We start from the raw sequence: 20,195 nt of genomic DNA on the forward strand, positions 1-20,195 counted from the left end.
TATTCTTACCTTCCTGTTTTCTCTTATTTTCTCTTAAATAGTTTCTCTTAAGCCGTAGTGATCCTACGGTCTTTCATCTGATTCTCATCTATATCTGTGGGATTCGGACCTGCGACACCTAAAATAGCATCGATCAGATCCTGTCCGCTTGATTTTACAATATCTATAGGAACTTGTAAAGTATCTGATACTTCTTTCAATGTAAAGTCATCAAGAAAAATATCCTCATCCATCTTCAGCATATTGCATGGGATCAGAAGCCTGCTTCCAAGTGGCTGATCTTTTAATTGCTTCATCAGATCCTGTCCTGTGATCAGACCAGAGACTGTGATACGCTCTCCGAAGAAATCATTCCGGATACAATATGTGTGAACCTTAAGTCCCTCATACTTCTCCTCCATCTTCTTCGCCATACGCTCAAGATACGGATATGCAAGCTTTGCTGTTGCAAGAGAAATCTCTTCCTGATGTTCTCCGCTTTCCAGCTTCGCATAACCTTCTTCAAACTCATTAAATAAAAGACGAAGCATGCCGACTCCATTCTCCAGCTGAAGATATCCGTCATAACGTTCCTCTTCCGGAACTTCTTCCTCTGCCAGCAGATACCACTCATCTCCTGCATGAATAAAATGGATCCCGTATTCTGCGTAGACTTTCTTCTGCCATTTCTCAATCGTGCGAATGACTTCCTTTGCCTCTTCCTTTGTAAATGGCTCTAATGGATACAATCCATCTCGATACTTGGAAAGTCCAACCGGCACAACTGACACACTGCGTAAAAGCGGCAGATACTGCGTCAGGTCACGAATACTCCGTTCCAATTCTTCCCCGTCATTCACTCCACGGCAAAGAACAATCTGTCCGTTCATCTCAATGCCGCCCTGATACAGAATATCAACTTTCTTCAAAGCCTCCCCTGCAAAACGGTTATGAAGCATCTTACAACGAAGCTCCGGATTCGTCGTCTGGAACGAAATATTGATCGGTTCCAGTCTATAACGGACAATACGATTCATATCTTTCTCGCTCATATTTGTCAGTGTGACATAGTTTCCCTGAAGGAATGACAGTCTGGAATCATCATCCTTAAAATACAGCGTATCACGCATCCCAGGCGGCATCTGATCGATAAAGCAGAAAATACATTTATTATGGCAGGAATGATACTCATCCATCAGTCCCTTACCGAAATCAATTCCCAGATCCTCATCAACATCTTTCTCAATTTCAAGCTCCCATTCTTCCCCGTTCGCTTTTCGGATCACAACAAGCAGCTCCTCAGATTCCACATAAAACTGATAGTCAAAAATATCCTCGATCACCTGACCGTCAATCTCCAGCAGAATATCTCCCGGTTCAATCCCCAGCTCTTCCGCAATACTTCCCGGCCGCACATCTTCTATAATGTGTTCGTGCTTTTTCTTCATCTATAAAAATAAACTCCTTTATTCAATTCCATAAAAATCCTTCTGTTAATTTCTTTGCAGCAAAAATCCCCATATTATAGAAGAAAGACTTTCATGATTCTTAATTTTACACCATATCTTATAATATCACAATTTTCCAGACGAATAAAGCATTGTTTTTTTGCAACATTTTTTCAACAATCTTGCATTTTTGTTCCATTTTCACTTGACGTATCAAATAATCGTGCTATAATTTATCACATGACATCTTACAGTTTAGTGCTTTAAAGCGTAACGGTTTAAAGCGTAGATTGTATGAATCGAAAAAGGGAGGACACAATCATGAAATCTAAGAAAATTTTAGCAGTACTTATGGCTGCCGGAATGACACTTTCACTTGCAGCTTGCGGAAGTTCATCCGACTCTACAGATAAGAGCGCAGACAACGGATCTGATTCAGGAAAGACTTATAAGATCGGTATCTTACAGCAGTTAGAGCATGCTGCTCTTGACGAAGCAACAAAAGGATTTGAAGATGCCTGTACAGAAAAGTTCGGAGAAGGCAATGTCAAATTCGACCTTCAGAACGGCCAGGGCGAGCAGGCTAACTGTGCTACAATCGCAAATAACTTCGTAGCGGATAATGTGGATCTGATTCTTGCAAATGCAACAACAGCACTCCAGTGTGCAAGCGCAGCAACAAGTGATATCCCGATTCTCGGAACATCTGTTACAGACTACGCTACAGCACTTGATATCTCTGACTGGACAGGAACAACAGGAATGAACATTTCCGGAACAAGCGATCTTGCACCGATTGATGAGCAGGAGGCAATGCTCAAAGAACTCATTCCTGATGCTAAAACAGTCGGACTTCTCTACTGCTCCGCTGAACCGAACTCAGCATATCAGGCAAAGCTTTTCGCTGAAGCATTAGAGAAAGATGGAATCGCATACAAAGAGTACACAGCTGCTGATTCTAATGAGATTCAGTCTGTTGTAACAAATGCAGTTTCCGAATGTGATGCACTTTACATTCCTACAGATAACACAATGGCTTCAAACACAGAAATCATCAATAACATCTGTCTGCCGGCTAAGGTTCCTGTAATCGCCGGTGAGCAGGGAATCTGTAAAGGATGCGGTATTGCAACACTTTCTATCAGCTACTACGATATCGGATACAAAGCCGGTGAGATGGCTTACGACATCCTTGTAAACGGTGCTGACATTACTACAATGAAGATTGAAAGTGCCCCGAATGTAACAAAGATGTACAATCCTACCATCTGTGAGGAACTTGGAATTACTATTCCAGACGGATATGAGGCAATCGAAGAATAAGATTCTTCCATTCAACCGGAACATATTAATTAGAAGATATTAAACAGAACATATTTTTCTCAAGAGCGGGCTTCATCCAAATGAATGGTCGCTCTTGATTCTAGTTACTGTTCACTCCGTTCACAGCAACTTGGTCAAAATTCATTCCAAATCACCTTCGGTGATGGAATTATCTATTTATATGAAACAATAAAAAGAAAGATTAGAGGGATAAATCATGGCAGCATATTTCGCAGCCCTTGATCCAATGACTCTGGTACGTGCTCTCCCGGGCAACGTGGCCCAGGGCATTATCTGGGGAATTATGGCACTCGGTGTTTACATTACATTTCGTATACTTGACTTTGCGGATCTGACCGTAGACGGTTCACTTGCAACCGGTGGTGCAGTCGCAGTTATGCTCATCCGCGCAGGTGTGAATCCTGCACTTGCACTTGTCTTTGCATTTCTTGCAGGTATGGCAGCAGGATTTGTAACAGGAGTCTTACATACATTTTTCGGAATTCCTGGAATTCTGGCAAGTATCCTGACACAGATCGGACTTTACTCCGTAAACCTTGGCATTATGGGGAAATCCAACCAGGCGGTCAATGTCATGCAGTACAAACTGGTTGCTTCTCTTCGTTATGTAACCGGAGAAGGCAACTGGATCTTCTTCCTGAAATTAATCCTTGCAGCACTGATTCTGATCGCACTCTGCTACTGGTTCTTCGGAACAGAACTCGGTGCATCCATCCGTGCGACAGGATGTAACGAACAGATGGCTCGTGCTCAGGGTATCAATACAGGATTCAATAAAGTTCTTGCACTTATGATCTCCAACGGTCTTGTAGGACTTTGCGGTGGAATTTACGCACAGTACCAGGGCGCAGCTGATGTCAATATGGGACGTGGCGCGATCGTTATCGGACTTGCAGCAGTCATCATCAGCGAAGTGATCTTTGGAAAATTCTGTGCACACAGAAAAGCAGCTTTTGCCTTTACACTCGGCGCAGTCTTCATCGGAGCAATCCTTTACTACCTTGTAATCGCATTAGTACTCTGGCTGAAGATGCCATCTGATTATATGAAACTGTTCTCAGCTGTAGTTGTTGCATGCTTCCTCGCAGTTCCTTATATGAAAGATACTTACTTCAAGAAAGGACGGGCAAAATAATGGGATACATGTTAGAAATCAAAGATATTTATAAGACATTTAACGCCGGTACAATCAATGAAAAACGTGCCCTCAACGGAGTTAACCTCAACTTAAATCCTGGCGATTTTGTAACGATCATCGGTGGAAACGGAGCAGGAAAATCTACAACACTGAATGCGATTGCAGGTGTATGGGGAATCGATAAAGGAAATATCATCATCGACGGTACTGACATCACAAAACTTTCTGAACATAAACGTGCACTCTTCCTTGGCCGTGTGTTCCAGGATCCTATGACAGGAACCGCAGCAACGATGTCTATTGAAGAAAATATGGCCATCGCTGCACGCCGTGGTCAGAAAAGAGGTCTTGGCTGGGGCGTTACAAAGAAAGAACGTGAACACTATAGAGAAGCGTTAAAAGAACTTGATCTTGGACTTGAAGACCGCTTAAGCAGTAAGGTTGGTCTCCTCTCCGGCGGACAGCGTCAGGCGATCACGCTTCTGATGGCTTCCCTTAAAAAGCCGAAACTTCTGCTCCTTGATGAGCATACAGCCGCTCTTGATCCAAAGACTGCTGCAAAAGTACTTGCACTCTCCGACAAGATCATCAGTGAAAATAACCTGACAGCCATGATGGTAACACATAATATGAAAGATGCCATCGCACACGGCAACCGCCTGATCATGATGCATGAAGGAAAAGTCATCTATGATGTATCCGGAGAGGAAAAGAAAAACCTCAAAGTATCTGACCTTCTTGCAAAATTCGAGGAAGTCAGCGGCGGAGAATTCGCAAATGACCGTATGATGTTAAGTTAATCATCTGCATTATAATTATGCCATCTTCATAATAAACTTTTTATAACCTTAAAAGGAAAGACGATAGGTTCAAATATGAGCTTATCGTCTTTTCTTAAATAATCTTTCGTTTGTCTGTTATAAAACTCAAGATACCTGTTTATTGCATGAGATAAGAGAAAGTTGTACAATAAAGATACTAGTAAAACGAAAGATGAAAGGAAAAACTCATGAAAGAAATCTCCATCACATCCTTTGAAAACCTTAAAATCGGTCAAGCAGAAAACAGCGTGGCAGGCACCGGATGTACTGTCTTCCTGCTGGGAAAGAGCGGTGCTCCAGCCGGGCTGGATGTCCGCGGCGGCGGACCGGCTTCCCGTGAAAGTGAATTGCTTCACCCACTCGCAGCTGCACAAGCCATCCATGCCATTGTGCTGGCCGGAGGCAGCGCATTTGGACTGGATGCTGCTGGCGGTGTTATGCAATATCTTGAAGAGCATGATATCGGCTTTGATGTCGGCGTCACAAAAGTTCCACTCGTTTGTCAGGCTGATCTGTTTGATCTAACTGTAGCAGATGCACACATCCGTCCAGATGCCAAAATGGCCTATCAAGCCTGTATCAATGCTGAATGCGGCAACTATCAGGACGGAAACTATGGTGCAGGCACCGGTGCTACCGTAGGTAAACTGCTTGGAATGAGCCAATGCATGAAATCCGGCATCGGCAGCTACGCTGTTCAGGTTGGTCCACTGCAGGTTGGTGCTGTTGTCGCCGTTAACGCACTAGGTGATATCTATGACTCTGAAACAGGTCGCAAAGTGGCCGGACTCCTTGCAAACGACGGGAAAACTTTCCTGGACTCCGAGCTGCTCACATTACAAAATATTGATGTGAAAGAAAACAAATTTGTTGGTAATACGACCATCGGTGTTGTGTTCACAAACGCACAGTTTAACAAATCCCAGTTATGCAAAATTGCAGGTATGGCGCATGACGGCTACGCACGTGCCATCCGTCCGGTACACACCTCAGCTGATGGGGACAGTATCTATGCCGTCTCATTGGGAGATGTAGCTGCAGATCAGGATGTCGTAGGAGCACTGGGAGCACGTGTCATGGCTAAAGCAATCTTGCGGGCTGTACAAGCAGCAGAACCTTCCTATGGATTTCCTGCTGTATGCAGCCTGAAGTAAAAACTGACCCTGTGCTGGCAACAGCTGGTTCTGCTGTTGCCACTGAACAAAAAGATATCGAAGCTTCCGTGTGCCTCGATATCTTTTTTATCTGTCCTTAGAAGCTGTTTCAGACCAAGACCAATAGCTCTTGAATTCTCCTCTCAGCATTACACTGACAACAGCTTTAGGATTCTTTTTATAAATCAAATTCTTCCAACAACTTTTTCTGATATTGCTCATCAGCTGCTGCTTTCACGATATCATCTGTACGTCCACGCTTCGATAATTCAAGAATTAATTGATTAATCCTGCTTACTCCCAAAGTTTCTCCTTCTGCTCTTCCCGCTGCTCGTCCTTCTTCTATTCCAATCTTGCGTCCAGCCTCAATTCCTCGTCTTTCCGCGGTCAACATTCCGATATTATAATCCCTGATTGCTCGTTGTCTTGTCTCGTATTCTAATCTCTTCTTTTCATCTGCGCTTAATTTATCCAACACATCATATGCTTCTTCCAATTCAGAATTTTTCTTTGCCATCTCTTTAAAATCCTTTCTGTTTTTTCTGTAACAGGCTTGTCTCATTCTTCTCTTCCGGTGGAGGTTTCGACAATTCTAAGATATGCATCTCCATAAGATCTGTATACTCTTTTCCTGTTTTCGTATCACAAAATGCAATTCTCCGATAGCATTCTTTATCATCTCGAAAATGATCATATGCAAGAATACTCACATGGATACACTTCTTCAACCGGTCGTATCCCTCGCCTTCTTTTATTTCACTTGTATACATCTTACTCAAATAATAAACAGAACGATTTGCCCAGCAATCAAATGCTTCTACCTGCATTTCAAAATCAATCTGTTCTCCATCTTTCAGTTTCACCCGGACATCTAAAATCCCATACTTATCATCTTTCGATGTTTTGCATTGTGATATTTCTTTCTTAGTTGATACACTTTTCCTGGTTTTTCTCATTAATGGTGCCTGTCACCTTGTATGCCAATGCTTCCTGCCCACTTATTTTATCTGGAAGACTCCAGTTGTTGGATTTTCTTCTTTTTATCGCATTTTTTTGTGCCCGACACCGCACACTTTCTTAAATATAAATCCAATATCTAGCTTAATAACATATGGAGCGCACTGTCTGACACCTTTTGTATGACTTCATGAATATCTTAATATTTTTTACAAATTTCTTTGATTTGACTTTCCAGTTCTGGATAAATAAAGGCTTGATTTATTCCACAACTATTTAGTTCTGATAAGATGCCTGCTTTACGATCACTTGGTATAATTATTCTTTCTTGAATACAATTATTTTCTTCCAACGGATTAAATAAATTATCTTTATATTCCCCAAAATATGAAAAAAGTGTAAAATATCCATCCTGATTTTTGATTCTTTCATTCCGTAGTTTTGCTTTAATTCCAGCCATAGTACTCTCATTCAAAATTGGATCAACTGTAGGTGAATTAATTTGTATAAAATTATTTGAACGATCTGGAAATAACTTCTTTAAGAGCAAGGATAGCGGTACTTCGCTCTCATAAAACATAGGTATATTACATAATAATACAACACCATCTTCCTCTTTTTGTGTATCATCATTACAAGCAAAATATAATGCTATTAATGAATTGCCTGTAAAATCTAATAAACGAGTTGGTGTCCCATAATGTTGCATTTTCACCAGTTTTTCAAATGCGTCCAATCCCTCAAAATCATTTGGACATCTTCTAAGTATTTCATCTATTATATTCTTCTCATTCTCAAACCATTCTATTTTTCGAAATAATTTTGGTATACATTTCCAAGACTTATTTGCTTGTCCACGATATACAATTTTATCAAACCGCCCACCTTCAGAAATTTCTGGATATTTTTTATTTCCACATTCTCCAACATAATTTATAAAGTCACCTAAATCTTGAATTATCTTTTCCATATGTACTTCTCCATTCAGCAGATATTGTAAATTTAAAACAGCACTGGAAAATCATCGCATATTCTTGCGATGAGATTCATTTTCATCATCTTCTTCATCATCTATATCAAACAAAACAGATCTATTTCCAATCAATCTCAATAATTCCTTTCGCTCTTTTCTTAACATCTTTCATCTCTTCATACAACTTGTCTACATAATCAATCAGCCAAGCCAGTAAAATCAATAGATTTAGGCTTAACAGAATAGGGAGAGGAAATGTCTATCCTATTTTTCATTTCTAATTTTACTTCTGTTATCTTTTACTACAATTTAACATTTTCTCCGGCCAAGACATTGACGAATAACCATTTGAATTACAGATTTTTCCGTCTTCATTCTTAAAAAATTCGAGTTTGTCCTCCTGCTTATAACATCTTTTTCCTTGAATATCTTCATATTCATATTCAAACACAAGTGTTACACGACTATTATTTTCTGTTCCTTCTAAATGAATTTTTAACAAAATATTAATCTCATTGTGCGGAAGTAATGAGATATTTGAACCCAAATCCTCACCATTAAACCTAATCGAGACTTTATTAGCACTGTAATTTGCTGTATTACTCACTGTATACATAATAAATTTATATTTTTTTACTACTTCTTCATCTCGTGCATACTCTTCAAATGTTTCAGAGTCATAAGCCTCTCCATTTCCTGCCTTTTCTGCTGAAATTTCTAAAACTAAGCCATTACTTTCTCTTAAAGCCTTTAAATCGTCAAGTGTAAGTCTTACATATTTACTACTTAAAACCGGGCGTATTTTTTCAATATATTCTTCTCTCCGAATCTTATTCTCATGCTTAATCGTCATTCTAATTCCAAATAATGTTGCAAACGCTCCAATTAAAGCACTACCATAAATCTTCCAAAAAGTATGTCCTTTATTTATTATCATCACCAATACGCTAGTTTTCAATAAACAATAAAATATAAGCGGAACTGATACTATTCCAATTCCTACTAAAGTCGTATATATAATCGTATTTTTTGATATTTCAAAATTCAACTTTAAATTTGATACGATTTCAAAAATGGAAGAGATTATTACCGCCATGCCTATTCCTATTTTTGTATTGGAATTATTGTACACTAAATCTAATATGGTTAACACAATTATTCCTACATACGTAATCGTCCTACACAGCGGAAGTTGTTTATCTAACCATCCTTGTAAAGCTGAAATAATAATCATCAGTAATAAAATAAGCACTAAACATAATTCAATAACTATATACATTGTCATTCTGCTAAAATCCTTATATATACTTTTTCCAGTCCATTAGTTTTCATCTACATTCAATAGATATTTGTAAATTAAAAACAAAACTAAAATAAATCATCGTAATCTACAGTGTTTTTACCTCTCCCAAATTCTCTAAGATTTCCTTCACCATCACTTTATTTATCTTCAAATAACTGTCTACTACTTCTACAACCAATTCATTTCCATTCAGATTATATCCTATGTTTATTCCTTTATTTATTATCCGATTGAGTGCATCATTTACTTCCTCACGAGTTATACTTTTCTTCAATTCGACAAGGAATTTCTCCCTTTTCCAGATATTTTTTGACTTGTCCAAATTAGTTGGTTCTTCAAAATTGAATGTAAAGTTCTCCGGATGGATCGTTGAGACCGTTGTTTCATAATTTTTCAAATACGATTTTCTGTCTGTCGTATTCCGAATTTCTTTGATTTCACTCATAATACTGTTCAGCATTACTTCCATTCGATCTTCCTGTGAAACTTCTCCCGTCTTCATACTTGCTGATTCTGCCCGAACGATCTTAACAATTGAATTTACCTTTCCATCTCTTGTCGATATAAGCGCGTCTGTTATCTTCTCCCTTGCTTCCATGACATTTTCAAATAATCGTTCGCTGCTATACTGTACAGTATTAATTCCTGAAACATCGAATATCCGAGGAGTCTTTTCATCCTGAACTAATACAACCGGCTTATCATAAGCCTGACGAAGTCCTAATTCATACAACACATTCGGATTTCGGTTGCTTAAATCACAAAGTGCCATCGTACAATTCTGAACCGCATCGAAGATTTTGTTAATGATTGGATTACTGATTTTATCTTCATCCACCCGAAATGGTTCATAACCGGCAGCAATAATTGCCGGTTTAAAAATCTGATTATAGACCTTTGTAAAATGTCCTTTCGGATAATCTCCCTGGTCACTGATCGGCATAATTACAAAGCATCTTTCTTGTTCTTCTTGCAATTCTTTTGATTTCTTTTCTGTAGTATTCTCCACCTTATTCCCTCATTCATTTGAAGCATCTAACAATCCGTGACTTCCTAAAATCGTCTTTCTCTCTATTTCACATAATAATGTCTCTTCAGCCACAGCGTAAGTCCATCCAGTCCCGGATACGCAATTCGTTCATTTATATTCATCTGATCCAGCATATCCCGTACCCTCCACTTTATGTTCTTATCAATGACATATTTCTTTGTTTTCGTTGTATGTTCTTCCAAAAACCGCTCGATATCTTTCATCTGAGAAGGAACAACCGAAAAGTAAGAGTACTGATTGATGATTCTCTGATCGATTGACGGTGGTTCCAACAGCGCCATTGCTTTATCAGCCATCTCAGAATCATATTTCTCTAAATTTTCTGTCAGTTCTCCTAACATATCTACTGTGAACAGATATGCACTCCGCTCGTTCAATTTATCACGATATCTTTTGGGGAGTAATCCGTTTATTTCATTGATATCTATGCTCCAGACAACACAGTTATTGTTCTCCATGTTTGCGAGGTCTTCTCCACTTGTCGCAAAATGCAACGCCATCATCGGCGAATAGGACCAGTCTAACAATCTAGTCGGTAATCCGTGATGCTGACCAATAATCAACTGCCTCCAAATCGAATCCTTGAGCTCACTGTCTTCAATTGCTGCATACTTAGTGAAATTTCGTAATATTGATTTTTCAAGTTCCTTCTGCTTTTCTTTGCAATTGCGCTTTAAACTTGTAACCAATGAATAACTTTCATTCGGCAATCCTCTATAGAGACAGGCACTTCTAAATCTTCCTATCTTTTTATCTTCTTTCTGTTCATACAATAATGTACTTAATTCTTCAATTGTATTTAATTCTATAATGGTTATCATTCGTCATCCCCTCACATAATATCTACTCTGGCTTTTAATGATTCTCCTCTGATTTCTTCTTCAAAGTCACTGTATACCCCATTCCGGGTACTGCCCATTCAGGCAGTGTCAAACTACAAACACCAAAATTCTTCATCTCATTGGCTTCAAAAGATCCAGCATATGAATTACTAAAAATAGAGTTTGTTGAAGTTACAATTGAGAATTTCTTCTTCAATCCATCTCTTAAATGTATGTCAATACTAAAGTTCTTACATGGGAAGAACAAACTATATGCCTGGAAGAAATCTAAAGCAGGGCAGAGATAACTGCTTTTGTAAAATATATTTGCAGGATAGTTTTCTCCCATTGGTATTGATTTTTCACTTTGCACGCAATATCTCAATTGACCACGATTGTCATTTTTTGATATTTTCATTTTAAATTCATCCGTAAAATCAACATTGTTGATCAACAGTTTTTCAACATTATACGATTCTGCCTGTTGTTTTGTTGCAAAAAATTTCTTTCCGAAAGAACGATGCTTTGGATCTAGATATCTATACTCAAATTGATCCATGAGTTCTACTTTTATGGTTGTATCTGAATCTTTATAAATTTCTATAATCCGATGAAAAGAATTCATTATCCCCTGTTTTCTTACAACAGTAAGAAGATTTTTTCCCATCGTAGCAGCGAAATCTGACATATCCACATCTTTATAATAACGTTCTATATAAAGCGAAAGAATCTCCGCATACGTAGATGACAGTACTTCTTCTTTGACTGCCTCCCACTCTATTTCTACCGAATCAGCTCTTATCCACCCAATCAAATCATAGGATGAATCATTCATAACTTTTGTAATGTGGCTATAAACTTTTGCTTGTATGTCATCTATGCTCGAAACTTCAAGAGTCCAATTTTCCTTATGTAATCTTTTTACAAACTCTTCATATTTATCCGGATGATCCATTTCAAAAACCTGCGTATCACCTTGTTCAGCAGCTTTTCTATATAACATTCTCTTACTCAACACGATAACACATATCGGTTTATTTTTTGACATTGCATACCTGTATTCCCATTCAACAAATCCTATATTCTCTTTTTCGTAAATGGATCCATATTTTCCACCTATAAGTAAAAAGAAAATATCTGAGGCATCTATCATTTTTTTGATTGTACTTGTAATTGTATTGGCTCCTCCAAGCAATTCCATGCCTACCGGAATATGCCCGCTGTCCAATATAGCTTCAACTACTTTCGCACGTTCTTTTTCCAAATCATAAATTGTAGATGAAACAAATACCTGTAGTTTTTTCAATTTGAAATACCTCCGTATAAAACATCTTATAACTACTTTTTATTGTACTTTTGATAACATATATCAACGATTTTTCCAATACCTTCTGCTATCTCTGAATATGCTTTATCCCTATCTTCATATCCCTTAACTGACTTTCCGTTTTTCGGCAAAGCCAGTATATCCTTTAATGGTGTGTATTGCCATTGACAATCCCTTACAATTACCGGTACAACATAGCATTCTTCTTTCTCAGCTCTACTTATCGCATTTTTCATTTCTTTTTCATAACAATAATCGGAAGCTATAAAATCCGCACTAATCAGCAGAATAATAATATCACTCTGCTCAAGTTCTTCCTTAATCTCGTCATTAAACGAACTTCCAGGTAATAATTCTTCATCACTCCACATCTTAATCTTTTCAGATCTTTTTAATGGTGACATATGCTTATAAAGTTCATCTTTAAACGATTCATCTGCGTGTGCATATGAAAGAAATATCTTTACTTTCCGTTCCTTTTGAACTTCATCATGCCGTTCATATTCCACCGGGAATCGTAACTCATCTTTCTCTTCTCCCACTATTCTGAGACGCTTTTTTAAGTCAATCGATGATTGGTCATATCTTAGTAATGATTTCTTATCTATTTCATACAGAACTGTCGCTTTTCCTGCAATTTCATTCGGTATGTAATTCCTGTCACATTCTGGGCATACAAAACCGTTTCTTTCCAGTTCTTTCTGATATACGGTACAATCATTTCCACAATCGCACTGAAAATCATACTTTTCTTCCATCAAATTAGCATTTAACAATTCATCAATAAATGTTCCTAATTCTCTTTCCTCTACTCCAACCCACTCCTGTAATTGAAATGGATAAATTCTCCGCAGTTCATTACACGATATTTCTTTGATCTTGGTTTTTAATTTCTCCAACAGTTCCATTCGCATACTGATTATATATCTCCTCTGCTATCTCCAGATCTTCTCTTTTGAAACGAATCCTAGATTGTATTCCAATTTCAAGGAATTCATCCTTTGCCGCATTGTAAGCCAAAGACAGTTTTCCTCTGGTTCTGCTTTTTTCGATCCACAATCTATCAACCACTTTTGCATCTTCCAATGATTTTTTTAATGATAAAAATGTTTTTGTACAAAAAATAGGCATCTGACTTGATTCACTACTCATTATAGTCAGCACATGCTCAATATCCTGAAATTTTATCTTAGATACAATCATTTCCACTCCCATACCCCATACTGCTGTTTCATATTGCACGTCATAGAAATAATCGCAAATACACAATTTTTCAATCACTTTCTTCAGTTCTTCCTGAAAATCGAACACATATTTTGGAATTGAGCCTTCTTCCTGTTCACCTAAATGTTTCAGCGATAATTTTTCCAATGCTTTCTTCTCAAACTCACTGCTCTCCTGCTCTATGTTCCGTATCTCGTTATAAGCCGGAATCTTATTGTATAAATCGGTTACAATTCCCTGACTCATATTATGAAGTGCCTTTTTATGTTCAGACATATAGTTTCGTGTTATTACATTAAAGTTACTCGATAATAATCCTACAATACGATCCATATACTCTTCTGTCTTATAGTTCTCAGTCAATCCCTTACGATTCCATGCTTTGATGCTCATTGTTTCTTTCTTTAGATCAATCTCTACCGGATAGTAAGAACATGTCTCATTTATTCTTCCCGCCTCCCATGTTTCAGCATAACGTACTAATAGAATCTGAATTTTGGAGAGATTTCCTTTATAATCTGTTTCCGACGTAATTGCTGCTATCTTCTCCGGTTCCTCTTTTGATGGAATCGTTGTTAGAATACTATTAAAATTCAGTTCACTTTGTCCAAATACACGATTTAAATTTGAAACCCAATCCCTCAGATTCCTGATCTTGTTCAGAAAATCTAAATGATAAATCCTAATACACTTTCTCTTTCCGAAAAAAAGCTCCTCATATAAGAAATCTTCAAACTCCTGGATATCTATCTCCTTCTGTGCTATCAAATCGTTAACCCAATATTCAACTCTCTTTGCCTTCTCTTCCTCTGTTCTTACGTGCCCTTTCTTCTTTAAATATGTCTCGATATAGTTATCCCCTATATTAACTACAATCTTTCTACTCAATGTCAGCATGATTCTGCCTCCCACTTTATCAATGTCATCTGGTTCATCAAAAAATTTTTTGTCTTTTGTACAAAATATTCATTCAAAAAAGTGGATAATACATCTTAAAAATCGTCTTTTCAATTCCTCAGATCTATCATTCACTTCTTTCATCGCAAACCACCACTTGAAGTGGTGGTTTGCATCAGTATGACGCATTTCGACTTTGTTTTGAATGAGTAAGTTTCTATAGTATTATACTACATACATTGTTCCGTTTGAGTCCTGTAATTCTTTTATCTTTTTCTCTGCTCTCTCCCCTATCTCTGACATTTTTTTCTCATAATAACTCTGAATTTCTTTTCCATTCACATTATTGTTAGGATCATAGAAATTAAGATTGCTATTTGTGTTTAAATTCCAAACATCTTTTCTGTTATCCTGACGCTTCAGCTCCGCTTCTATATCATCAATCTTCTTTAACAATAATGAAAAAATCTGTTTGGATTCTGGATCCTTAATATCCTTTTCTGCGTTTTCAAAGGCAGCCGCTGTTTTTAACGTTGCAATGATCGGACCATAGTCATTTGCACTAAAATCAATTTTATTAACAAACTTTTTTATATTATTTTTTAATTCTGCTGCTCCTGTCGGATCATTTACATAAAATAATGTATTTTCTTCAATCATATCAAATGGTAATTTTGTATTTTTTTCGGCAATTACAATGGCTGGTTTTCCATAGCTATATCTCATTGCTAATTCAAACATAACATTTGGATTCAGAGTAGTTAAATTTGCAATTACTAAATCCGCATTATATACATTCTTTATCACCCGGTCATTTATCGAACCAATCTCAAATTCTCTATGTGCAACACGAATATCAAATTCACCACCTATGGCCGGTTCGATTGCCTGATCAATAATTCCATCTATATGTCTTCGTATTTCGGTATTGTCATCGCCGATAGGTGTAACAATAAAACAAGTTTTTCTTTTTATCTTTTGATTATTTTCTTTCACATTCTTCTCCACGCTGTCACCATCTTAGTTAATTCATCAAAATTCTTTGCATCAGGAGCTTTCTCCATCTCTCTCCGATATTACTGTGTACCGTGAGCAAAACTGTTGGAAATTGCATTCTTAAATTGTTCCTTGTCATTGTGCAAGTAAGCCTTTGTAAATCACCCTCGTTTCCACTAGATTTTTATATAGCTTATCAGGATAATACGAAAAGTACGGTTCCATCTCCGAAATGCTCAGGTTTGCATCATCCATATAGCGATACAGCTGATCCTGCAACTGCTTTCCTGTCACTTCTGAATATACCTCTACATCTTTCAGCATATCCAAAAACTGAAGTACTTTATAATTTTTCTCTGTTACAGGCACTTTCGGCTTTCGCACGATCACACGAGACTTTGCTAGAGATGTTTCTCGATAATCATTTGTTGCCTTGTTCGACACGACCTCATACATCATAGGGATCTGCGTAGTAAGCCCCATCTGGTTAAAGAACATCAGACCGCTCACATAGCCGCAGCGTTTATCTTTGTCCCTCAAATACTTACACTCCAGTACCTTTTCAGGTGTGAGCTGCGAACTAGACTTGAAAATTGTCTTTTTGGGCAAAAAGTAAATGCCATTATCAAAGCGTTTCACCTTGCCCGTATCTGCCAGCTTCTTAATCTGTTGACGAACATTTGTACGGGTCATGCCATCAATCTGAATGTCTACAAGAAAGATTGGCTCATTTTCTTTATAGTTATCTAACAGGTACTCATATAAAGTTTCCATACTCGCCTCCTGTCACAACATCGTGTATCATTATTTCTATTCTGTTATTATTATACCCACTTTTTGTAACAATATCAAGCCTGCTATTGTTGCAAAAAAGAAAAAAAGAAAAAGGCAGCTTCTTCCTACCCACTTATTTTATCTGGATTCAGATAAACAGTATCTGGAAGATTCCAGTTGTGGATTGCGCGTCCATTCCAGCGTTCCGGATGTTCTGCTTTGTGTCGAGAATTATCTCTGTCATCTTTACGATTATTTTCACCGCCAGTTACTAATGCGTAGATGCAAACCACCACTTGAAGTGATGATTTGTGTTTAACTTGTTCTAATTACTGATCCATTTTATAAATTCTTCTGAAAATTTTCATTTGGTCTTTATTCTTTTTATCGCATTTTTTGTGTGTCTGACACCAATGTGGTCAACTTAAATTCTTTTTTAATCTTAAGATTTCTCGATAATCAACCATAATTATCGAACCTCCCTATATGAATAGTCACACGTATCTTGTGCCAACTTCATTATAGGATAAATTTATATGAATGGCTCACCTTCCGTAAAGGTGGCTCTGAATCCCCGTGCAGATGGTTCCATGTCCAGACAGTTGGCTCAGAGAGCCTCGGAATAATCAGGAACAGACAGAACTCTGTCCACTTCCCTCTTCGGTTTCTTCAAATTCATAATTATTTATAATTCCTACCTTCAGCATTCGTCTGATAAGGCGGAGGATATTGGAATCTTTGTTCCTTGATCCTATAAGACGTATAATCCATTCATAGTCAAGATGTTAAAAAAATCCTTTAATGTCTGCATCCACTACATAGTTTATTGGTTTTCTCTCCAACATTATGTTTAGTTTTCGACTACCTGCATTTCTTTTGCCATCCTTCTTTTGGTTGTCTTCCATCCAAACCACGATGTCGGCCTTCTGATGGCTTTGAAATTTCGATGCTCAATAGCTATCCCTGTTTATCTTGCTGTCTACGCTTAGCCTACAACGTTACCGCGACAGATTCAAGACTTGCTTCAAATGCTGTGGTTAGCAGCTTATTTTTTTTTGGGGGGGATTCCCCCACCGAACTATATAACCCTTAGCTGGACGCACAGTCTGCCCCCGAGGTGTGGTCTTGACCCCGAGATGCTTCTGAACTCTTATGCGATATGTCTAGCAGCGTGTTATATGTATCTGACCATCTTTCATATTCTGAATCTTTTAATTTTTCTATTTCATTCATCAAGTGTTTTAAACTATGATCATTTGTCAAATCGCTCCAGTACAAAACCAATAATCTTTTGAGTCTTTCTATAGAATCCCTATAAATCTTCCATTTCTCTCTACACCCAGTTAATGCAAGATATGATGTAGAAAATGAAGCTACTAAAGAACACACTACTGTTACTAGTTTTATCACATCCACAGATACTATATTCAATGTATTAAAAGCAGTTACTATTAATGGTGCTATTATCCCAATAAAACTAACTAAATAAAATTTGAACTTATTCACACATGCATACTTTATATACCATTCTCCTAAACTTTTTATTCGATTCTTTAAAACTTCATCTGAAATATTTTCATACAATATTTTCAGGATTATCAGTTTTCTTTTGAGAGTTGGACCCCAATATGCTGTCAATTTAATAAGTCCGTACTTTTTATCTATTTCTTTTCTTTTAATTCTTCCTCTATCTTCTGTACGACAAACATAATTTTTCTAACCTTTGTCTCTTTTTGTTTTAATTTTATAGCTATAATACCAACTACTATAACTAAAAATATAATTAACGCAGCTGTAAATCCCAATGTCAAAGCCATATCCTGAATTTGAGATTTTTCTTGTAAATCAACAATCGATATGAACACCGCTAACAATGATATAATAACCGCTACAACACTCATATTAAACTCAATAAATCTTGCTTGTAAATATGCATCGCAACATATTTTATAATCCTCTATTACATGTTCTCTATTTTTATATCCTTTTGTACTTTTCTCTATTCTTTTCATCAAATGCTCTGTAAGAGTCTCTCCCATATTCAAATCATGGTCACACTCAGCCTGTTGGTACATCTTCATTAACTTTTGCAACTCTTTCTCCATATCCATCTTCTCCTTCTTGTAAAAACGTAAAAAGACAAAGTCTCCCTGTTCCTAAAGAAACTTTGCCTTTTTAATCACCACAAGTTAATTATACCACTTTTCAATAAAAGAACAATCCTCTACGTAAGTCTTTTTTGTTTTTGAAAAAGATAACTTTTTTATTCATTTAGGTGTAAAATTTACTGGAAGTTCACATTATTCCTGTTCCAAATCGGCTACCGATTCCGGCCACCATGATAAGTAATGTTGTTTTCATAAGCTCTCCTTACTGTGTATTGGTGTTTCATAAAGTCTGACTCTAATACCAAACTGAATCATCACTTCCTTTCATTTCATCCAGAAAAAGCAGAAATTTCAGTTAAGATTACTTAAATTCGCACTTATATTCCATATATTTCTTAACTTTTTTTAAGTCTACTTTATCGTCCAGATAGTCTTTAGGTCTTATGGAAATAATTAATTTTTGTACTATTTTATCATGAGAATTCACAAATCGATCAATCATATCCTCTATCACATTTTCTAATGTTGCTTCACGAATTGCAGCCTTTCCAGTCCCAATAAGAGGCATAGCAAGGTTATCACAATGTCCAAACTTATTTATAAATTCCAACAATCTATTCAATGCAGTATCAACATTGGTATAGTCCTGATTTTCCGGTTTTCCAAATTTATTTACATCATTAATAGCTAAAAAATAATAATGCTTTCCTCTGTAATCAACTTTAGCTACAGTTCCTATTGGATACTTCTTTGTTTGACCATGTATGTCTGAACTATCTTCACCCTCAATTCCCTGTTGCATAAGACTTTCAGCAATTAAGTTATCCAATTCACCTATATTATTTTTGAAATATCTAAGTTGAAATGCCCCCTGCACACTTTCCGAACTAATATAGTCGCCCTCCATCACTGTTCGGAAAAATGTATTGGTAGGTATAACATAGCTGGACGCTTTAATAGAAAATAAATCACTCACTTTAACTTCAATCTGCAAATCGGCATCTTCCATTGTTCCTTTGCAAGATATTTTTTCATGATTGTGAATAAAAGAAGCAACAATGCCAATCAGCACTAATCCTAACCAATAGTTTTTACACAATATTTCAGCTTTATCAAAACCTGCTAAATCTTTCAGAAGCACTGCAAATGCAAAAATCGATGAGATATATCCTATGGCTGTATACAACAACTTCCATACTGCATCCAGAGAATTTTTCTCGGTGCCAAAACTTTTTAACAACACTTTTATTCTATCCCACACATCCTTATTCATATCCAAGTGCATCCTTTATGTACTGATAATCTCCAACTCTTTTTCCCCATGAATTCTTTATCCAAAATGGATGCGCATCTTTTTCATAGGCACTCATATAGTCTGGAAGCCAGCCAGATTGTTTGTTTAATGAGTTATATACAATAATAATTGTCCTTTTTTTCTTTTCTGCCTGTCTAAACTCATGTTCAAGATAAGAGCATGTATTGATCTTACCATAATTTTCATCAGGTCCTGGAGTATATGTCCTTCCATAGATTTTACATATACCAGCTCCATTTGAATTTTGCTTATATGGCGTACATGCACACCCTTCTCCTTCACTGTTTCTCTTACAATAACTTCCTGCTGTCCGAAAAGCCGTTTTATCTCCTATGATAAATATAACTGCCGAAGAAGCATTAATCTGTCTATTAAATTCTTCCTTCAAATCACATGGACGACAGTCCTCATCTTCAGATATGCTTCCAGAAACCACCTGAGCTGTATCTACATAATCCACTTTATGTTTATTATCACGTCCCCATATATGAAGTTCTTCCACAACATCCCGATCACCATCATTTTCAGAATAATCTGCACTAATATAAACCCGTTTACTCAAAAC

Annotated in this window: 20 protein-coding genes; 4 read left to right on the forward strand and 16 right to left on the reverse strand. The window is 37.0% G+C overall.

The features are described from left to right. Window positions 1-47 precede the first annotated feature (47 nt). Window positions 48-1,427 (reverse strand): DUF512 domain-containing protein, encoded by a 1,380-nt coding sequence (locus tag LI126_RS04030; protein ID WP_227164864.1) that lies wholly within the window; start codon window positions 1,425-1,427, stop codon window positions 48-50. 321 nt (window positions 1,428-1,748) lie between these two features. On the opposite strand from LI126_RS04030, the gene LI126_RS04035 reads away from it, so the two are divergent. The 4 genes from LI126_RS04035 (at window position 1,749) to LI126_RS04050 (ending at window position 5,884) form a co-directional block, all read left to right on the forward strand. Next, the gene (locus LI126_RS04035) at window positions 1,749-2,750 is read left to right on the forward strand and encodes an ABC transporter substrate-binding protein (protein ID WP_015529763.1); all 1,002 of its coding nucleotides are present in this window, start codon (window positions 1,749-1,751) and stop codon (window positions 2,748-2,750) included. A gap of 217 nt (window positions 2,751-2,967) precedes the next feature. Further along, window positions 2,968-3,906 (forward strand): ABC transporter permease, encoded by a 939-nt coding sequence (locus tag LI126_RS04040; RefSeq protein WP_015529762.1) that lies wholly within the window; start codon window positions 2,968-2,970, stop codon window positions 3,904-3,906. 8 nt (window positions 3,907-3,914) lie between these two features. Further along, window positions 3,915-4,709: an ABC transporter ATP-binding protein gene (locus LI126_RS04045; RefSeq protein ID WP_181966547.1), complete on the forward strand. Its 795-nt coding sequence runs from the start codon at window positions 3,915-3,917 to the stop codon at window positions 4,707-4,709. A gap of 209 nt (window positions 4,710-4,918) precedes the next feature. After that, on the forward strand, window positions 4,919-5,884 hold the full coding sequence (locus LI126_RS04050) for a P1 family peptidase (RefSeq protein WP_227164865.1): 966 nt from the start codon (window positions 4,919-4,921) through the stop codon (window positions 5,882-5,884). Window positions 5,885-6,062: 178 nt separating this feature from the next. On the opposite strand, the gene LI126_RS04055 is transcribed toward LI126_RS04050, so the two are convergent. From LI126_RS04055 to LI126_RS04125, 15 genes are all read right to left on the reverse strand, one after another. After that, window positions 6,063-6,401 (reverse strand): hypothetical protein, encoded by a 339-nt coding sequence (locus LI126_RS04055; protein WP_227164866.1) that lies wholly within the window; start codon window positions 6,399-6,401, stop codon window positions 6,063-6,065. 4 nt (window positions 6,402-6,405) lie between these two features. After that, window positions 6,406-6,840: an Rpn family recombination-promoting nuclease/putative transposase gene (locus LI126_RS04060; RefSeq protein ID WP_227164867.1), complete on the reverse strand. Its 435-nt coding sequence runs from the start codon at window positions 6,838-6,840 to the stop codon at window positions 6,406-6,408. Window positions 6,841-7,040: 200 nt separating this feature from the next. After that, complete coding sequence (locus LI126_RS04065) at window positions 7,041-7,811, reverse strand: FRG domain-containing protein (protein WP_227164868.1); 771 nt, start codon at window positions 7,809-7,811, stop codon at window positions 7,041-7,043. Between the two features lie 295 nt (window positions 7,812-8,106). Further along, window positions 8,107-9,093 (reverse strand): hypothetical protein, encoded by a 987-nt coding sequence (locus LI126_RS04070; protein WP_227164869.1) that lies wholly within the window; start codon window positions 9,091-9,093, stop codon window positions 8,107-8,109. 109 nt (window positions 9,094-9,202) lie between these two features. Further along, the gene (locus tag LI126_RS04075) at window positions 9,203-10,126 is read right to left on the reverse strand and encodes a hypothetical protein (protein ID WP_227164870.1); all 924 of its coding nucleotides are present in this window, start codon (window positions 10,124-10,126) and stop codon (window positions 9,203-9,205) included. Between the two features lie 62 nt (window positions 10,127-10,188). Continuing rightward, complete coding sequence (locus LI126_RS04080; RefSeq protein ID WP_227164871.1) at window positions 10,189-10,989, reverse strand: FRG domain-containing protein; 801 nt, start codon at window positions 10,987-10,989, stop codon at window positions 10,189-10,191. Between the two features lie 34 nt (window positions 10,990-11,023). Continuing rightward, entirely contained in the window at window positions 11,024-12,295 is a 1,272-nt protein-coding gene (locus LI126_RS04085; protein ID WP_227164872.1) for a DUF4062 domain-containing protein, read from the reverse strand. Window positions 12,296-12,327: 32 nt separating this feature from the next. Further along, window positions 12,328-13,215, reverse strand: a complete 888-nt coding sequence (locus LI126_RS04090) for a TIR domain-containing protein (RefSeq protein ID WP_227164873.1) — start codon at window positions 13,213-13,215, stop codon at window positions 12,328-12,330. Continuing rightward, a complete protein-coding gene (locus LI126_RS04095; protein ID WP_227164874.1) occupies window positions 13,175-14,437 on the reverse strand; it encodes a hypothetical protein in 1,263 nt (420 codons plus the stop codon). Before LI126_RS04095 ends, LI126_RS04090 begins: the two co-directional genes overlap by 41 nt. A gap of 225 nt (window positions 14,438-14,662) precedes the next feature. Further along, window positions 14,663-15,433, reverse strand: a complete 771-nt coding sequence (locus LI126_RS04100) for a hypothetical protein (protein WP_227164875.1) — start codon at window positions 15,431-15,433, stop codon at window positions 14,663-14,665. Between the two features lie 135 nt (window positions 15,434-15,568). Then, on the reverse strand, window positions 15,569-16,207 hold the full coding sequence (locus LI126_RS04105) for a DUF6088 family protein (protein WP_227164876.1): 639 nt from the start codon (window positions 16,205-16,207) through the stop codon (window positions 15,569-15,571). Window positions 16,208-17,296: 1,089 nt separating this feature from the next. Beyond that, the gene (locus LI126_RS04110; RefSeq protein WP_227164877.1) at window positions 17,297-17,845 is read right to left on the reverse strand and encodes a DUF4231 domain-containing protein; all 549 of its coding nucleotides are present in this window, start codon (window positions 17,843-17,845) and stop codon (window positions 17,297-17,299) included. 23 nt (window positions 17,846-17,868) lie between these two features. Beyond that, window positions 17,869-18,312: a hypothetical protein gene (locus tag LI126_RS04115; RefSeq protein WP_227164878.1), complete on the reverse strand. Its 444-nt coding sequence runs from the start codon at window positions 18,310-18,312 to the stop codon at window positions 17,869-17,871. Between the two features lie 364 nt (window positions 18,313-18,676). After that, on the reverse strand, window positions 18,677-19,588 hold the full coding sequence (locus LI126_RS04120) for a macro domain-containing protein (RefSeq protein WP_227164879.1): 912 nt from the start codon (window positions 19,586-19,588) through the stop codon (window positions 18,677-18,679). Next, window positions 19,581-20,192, reverse strand: coding sequence for a hypothetical protein (locus LI126_RS04125; protein WP_227164880.1), 612 nt, complete (start codon window positions 20,190-20,192; stop codon window positions 19,581-19,583). Before LI126_RS04125 ends, LI126_RS04120 begins: the two co-directional genes overlap by 8 nt. Window positions 20,193-20,195 lie beyond the last annotated feature (3 nt).

The sequence above is a fragment of the Mediterraneibacter sp. 210702-DFI.5.30 genome (assembly GCF_020560115.1).
Lineage (GTDB): Bacteria > Bacillota > Clostridia > Lachnospirales > Lachnospiraceae > Mediterraneibacter > Mediterraneibacter faecis.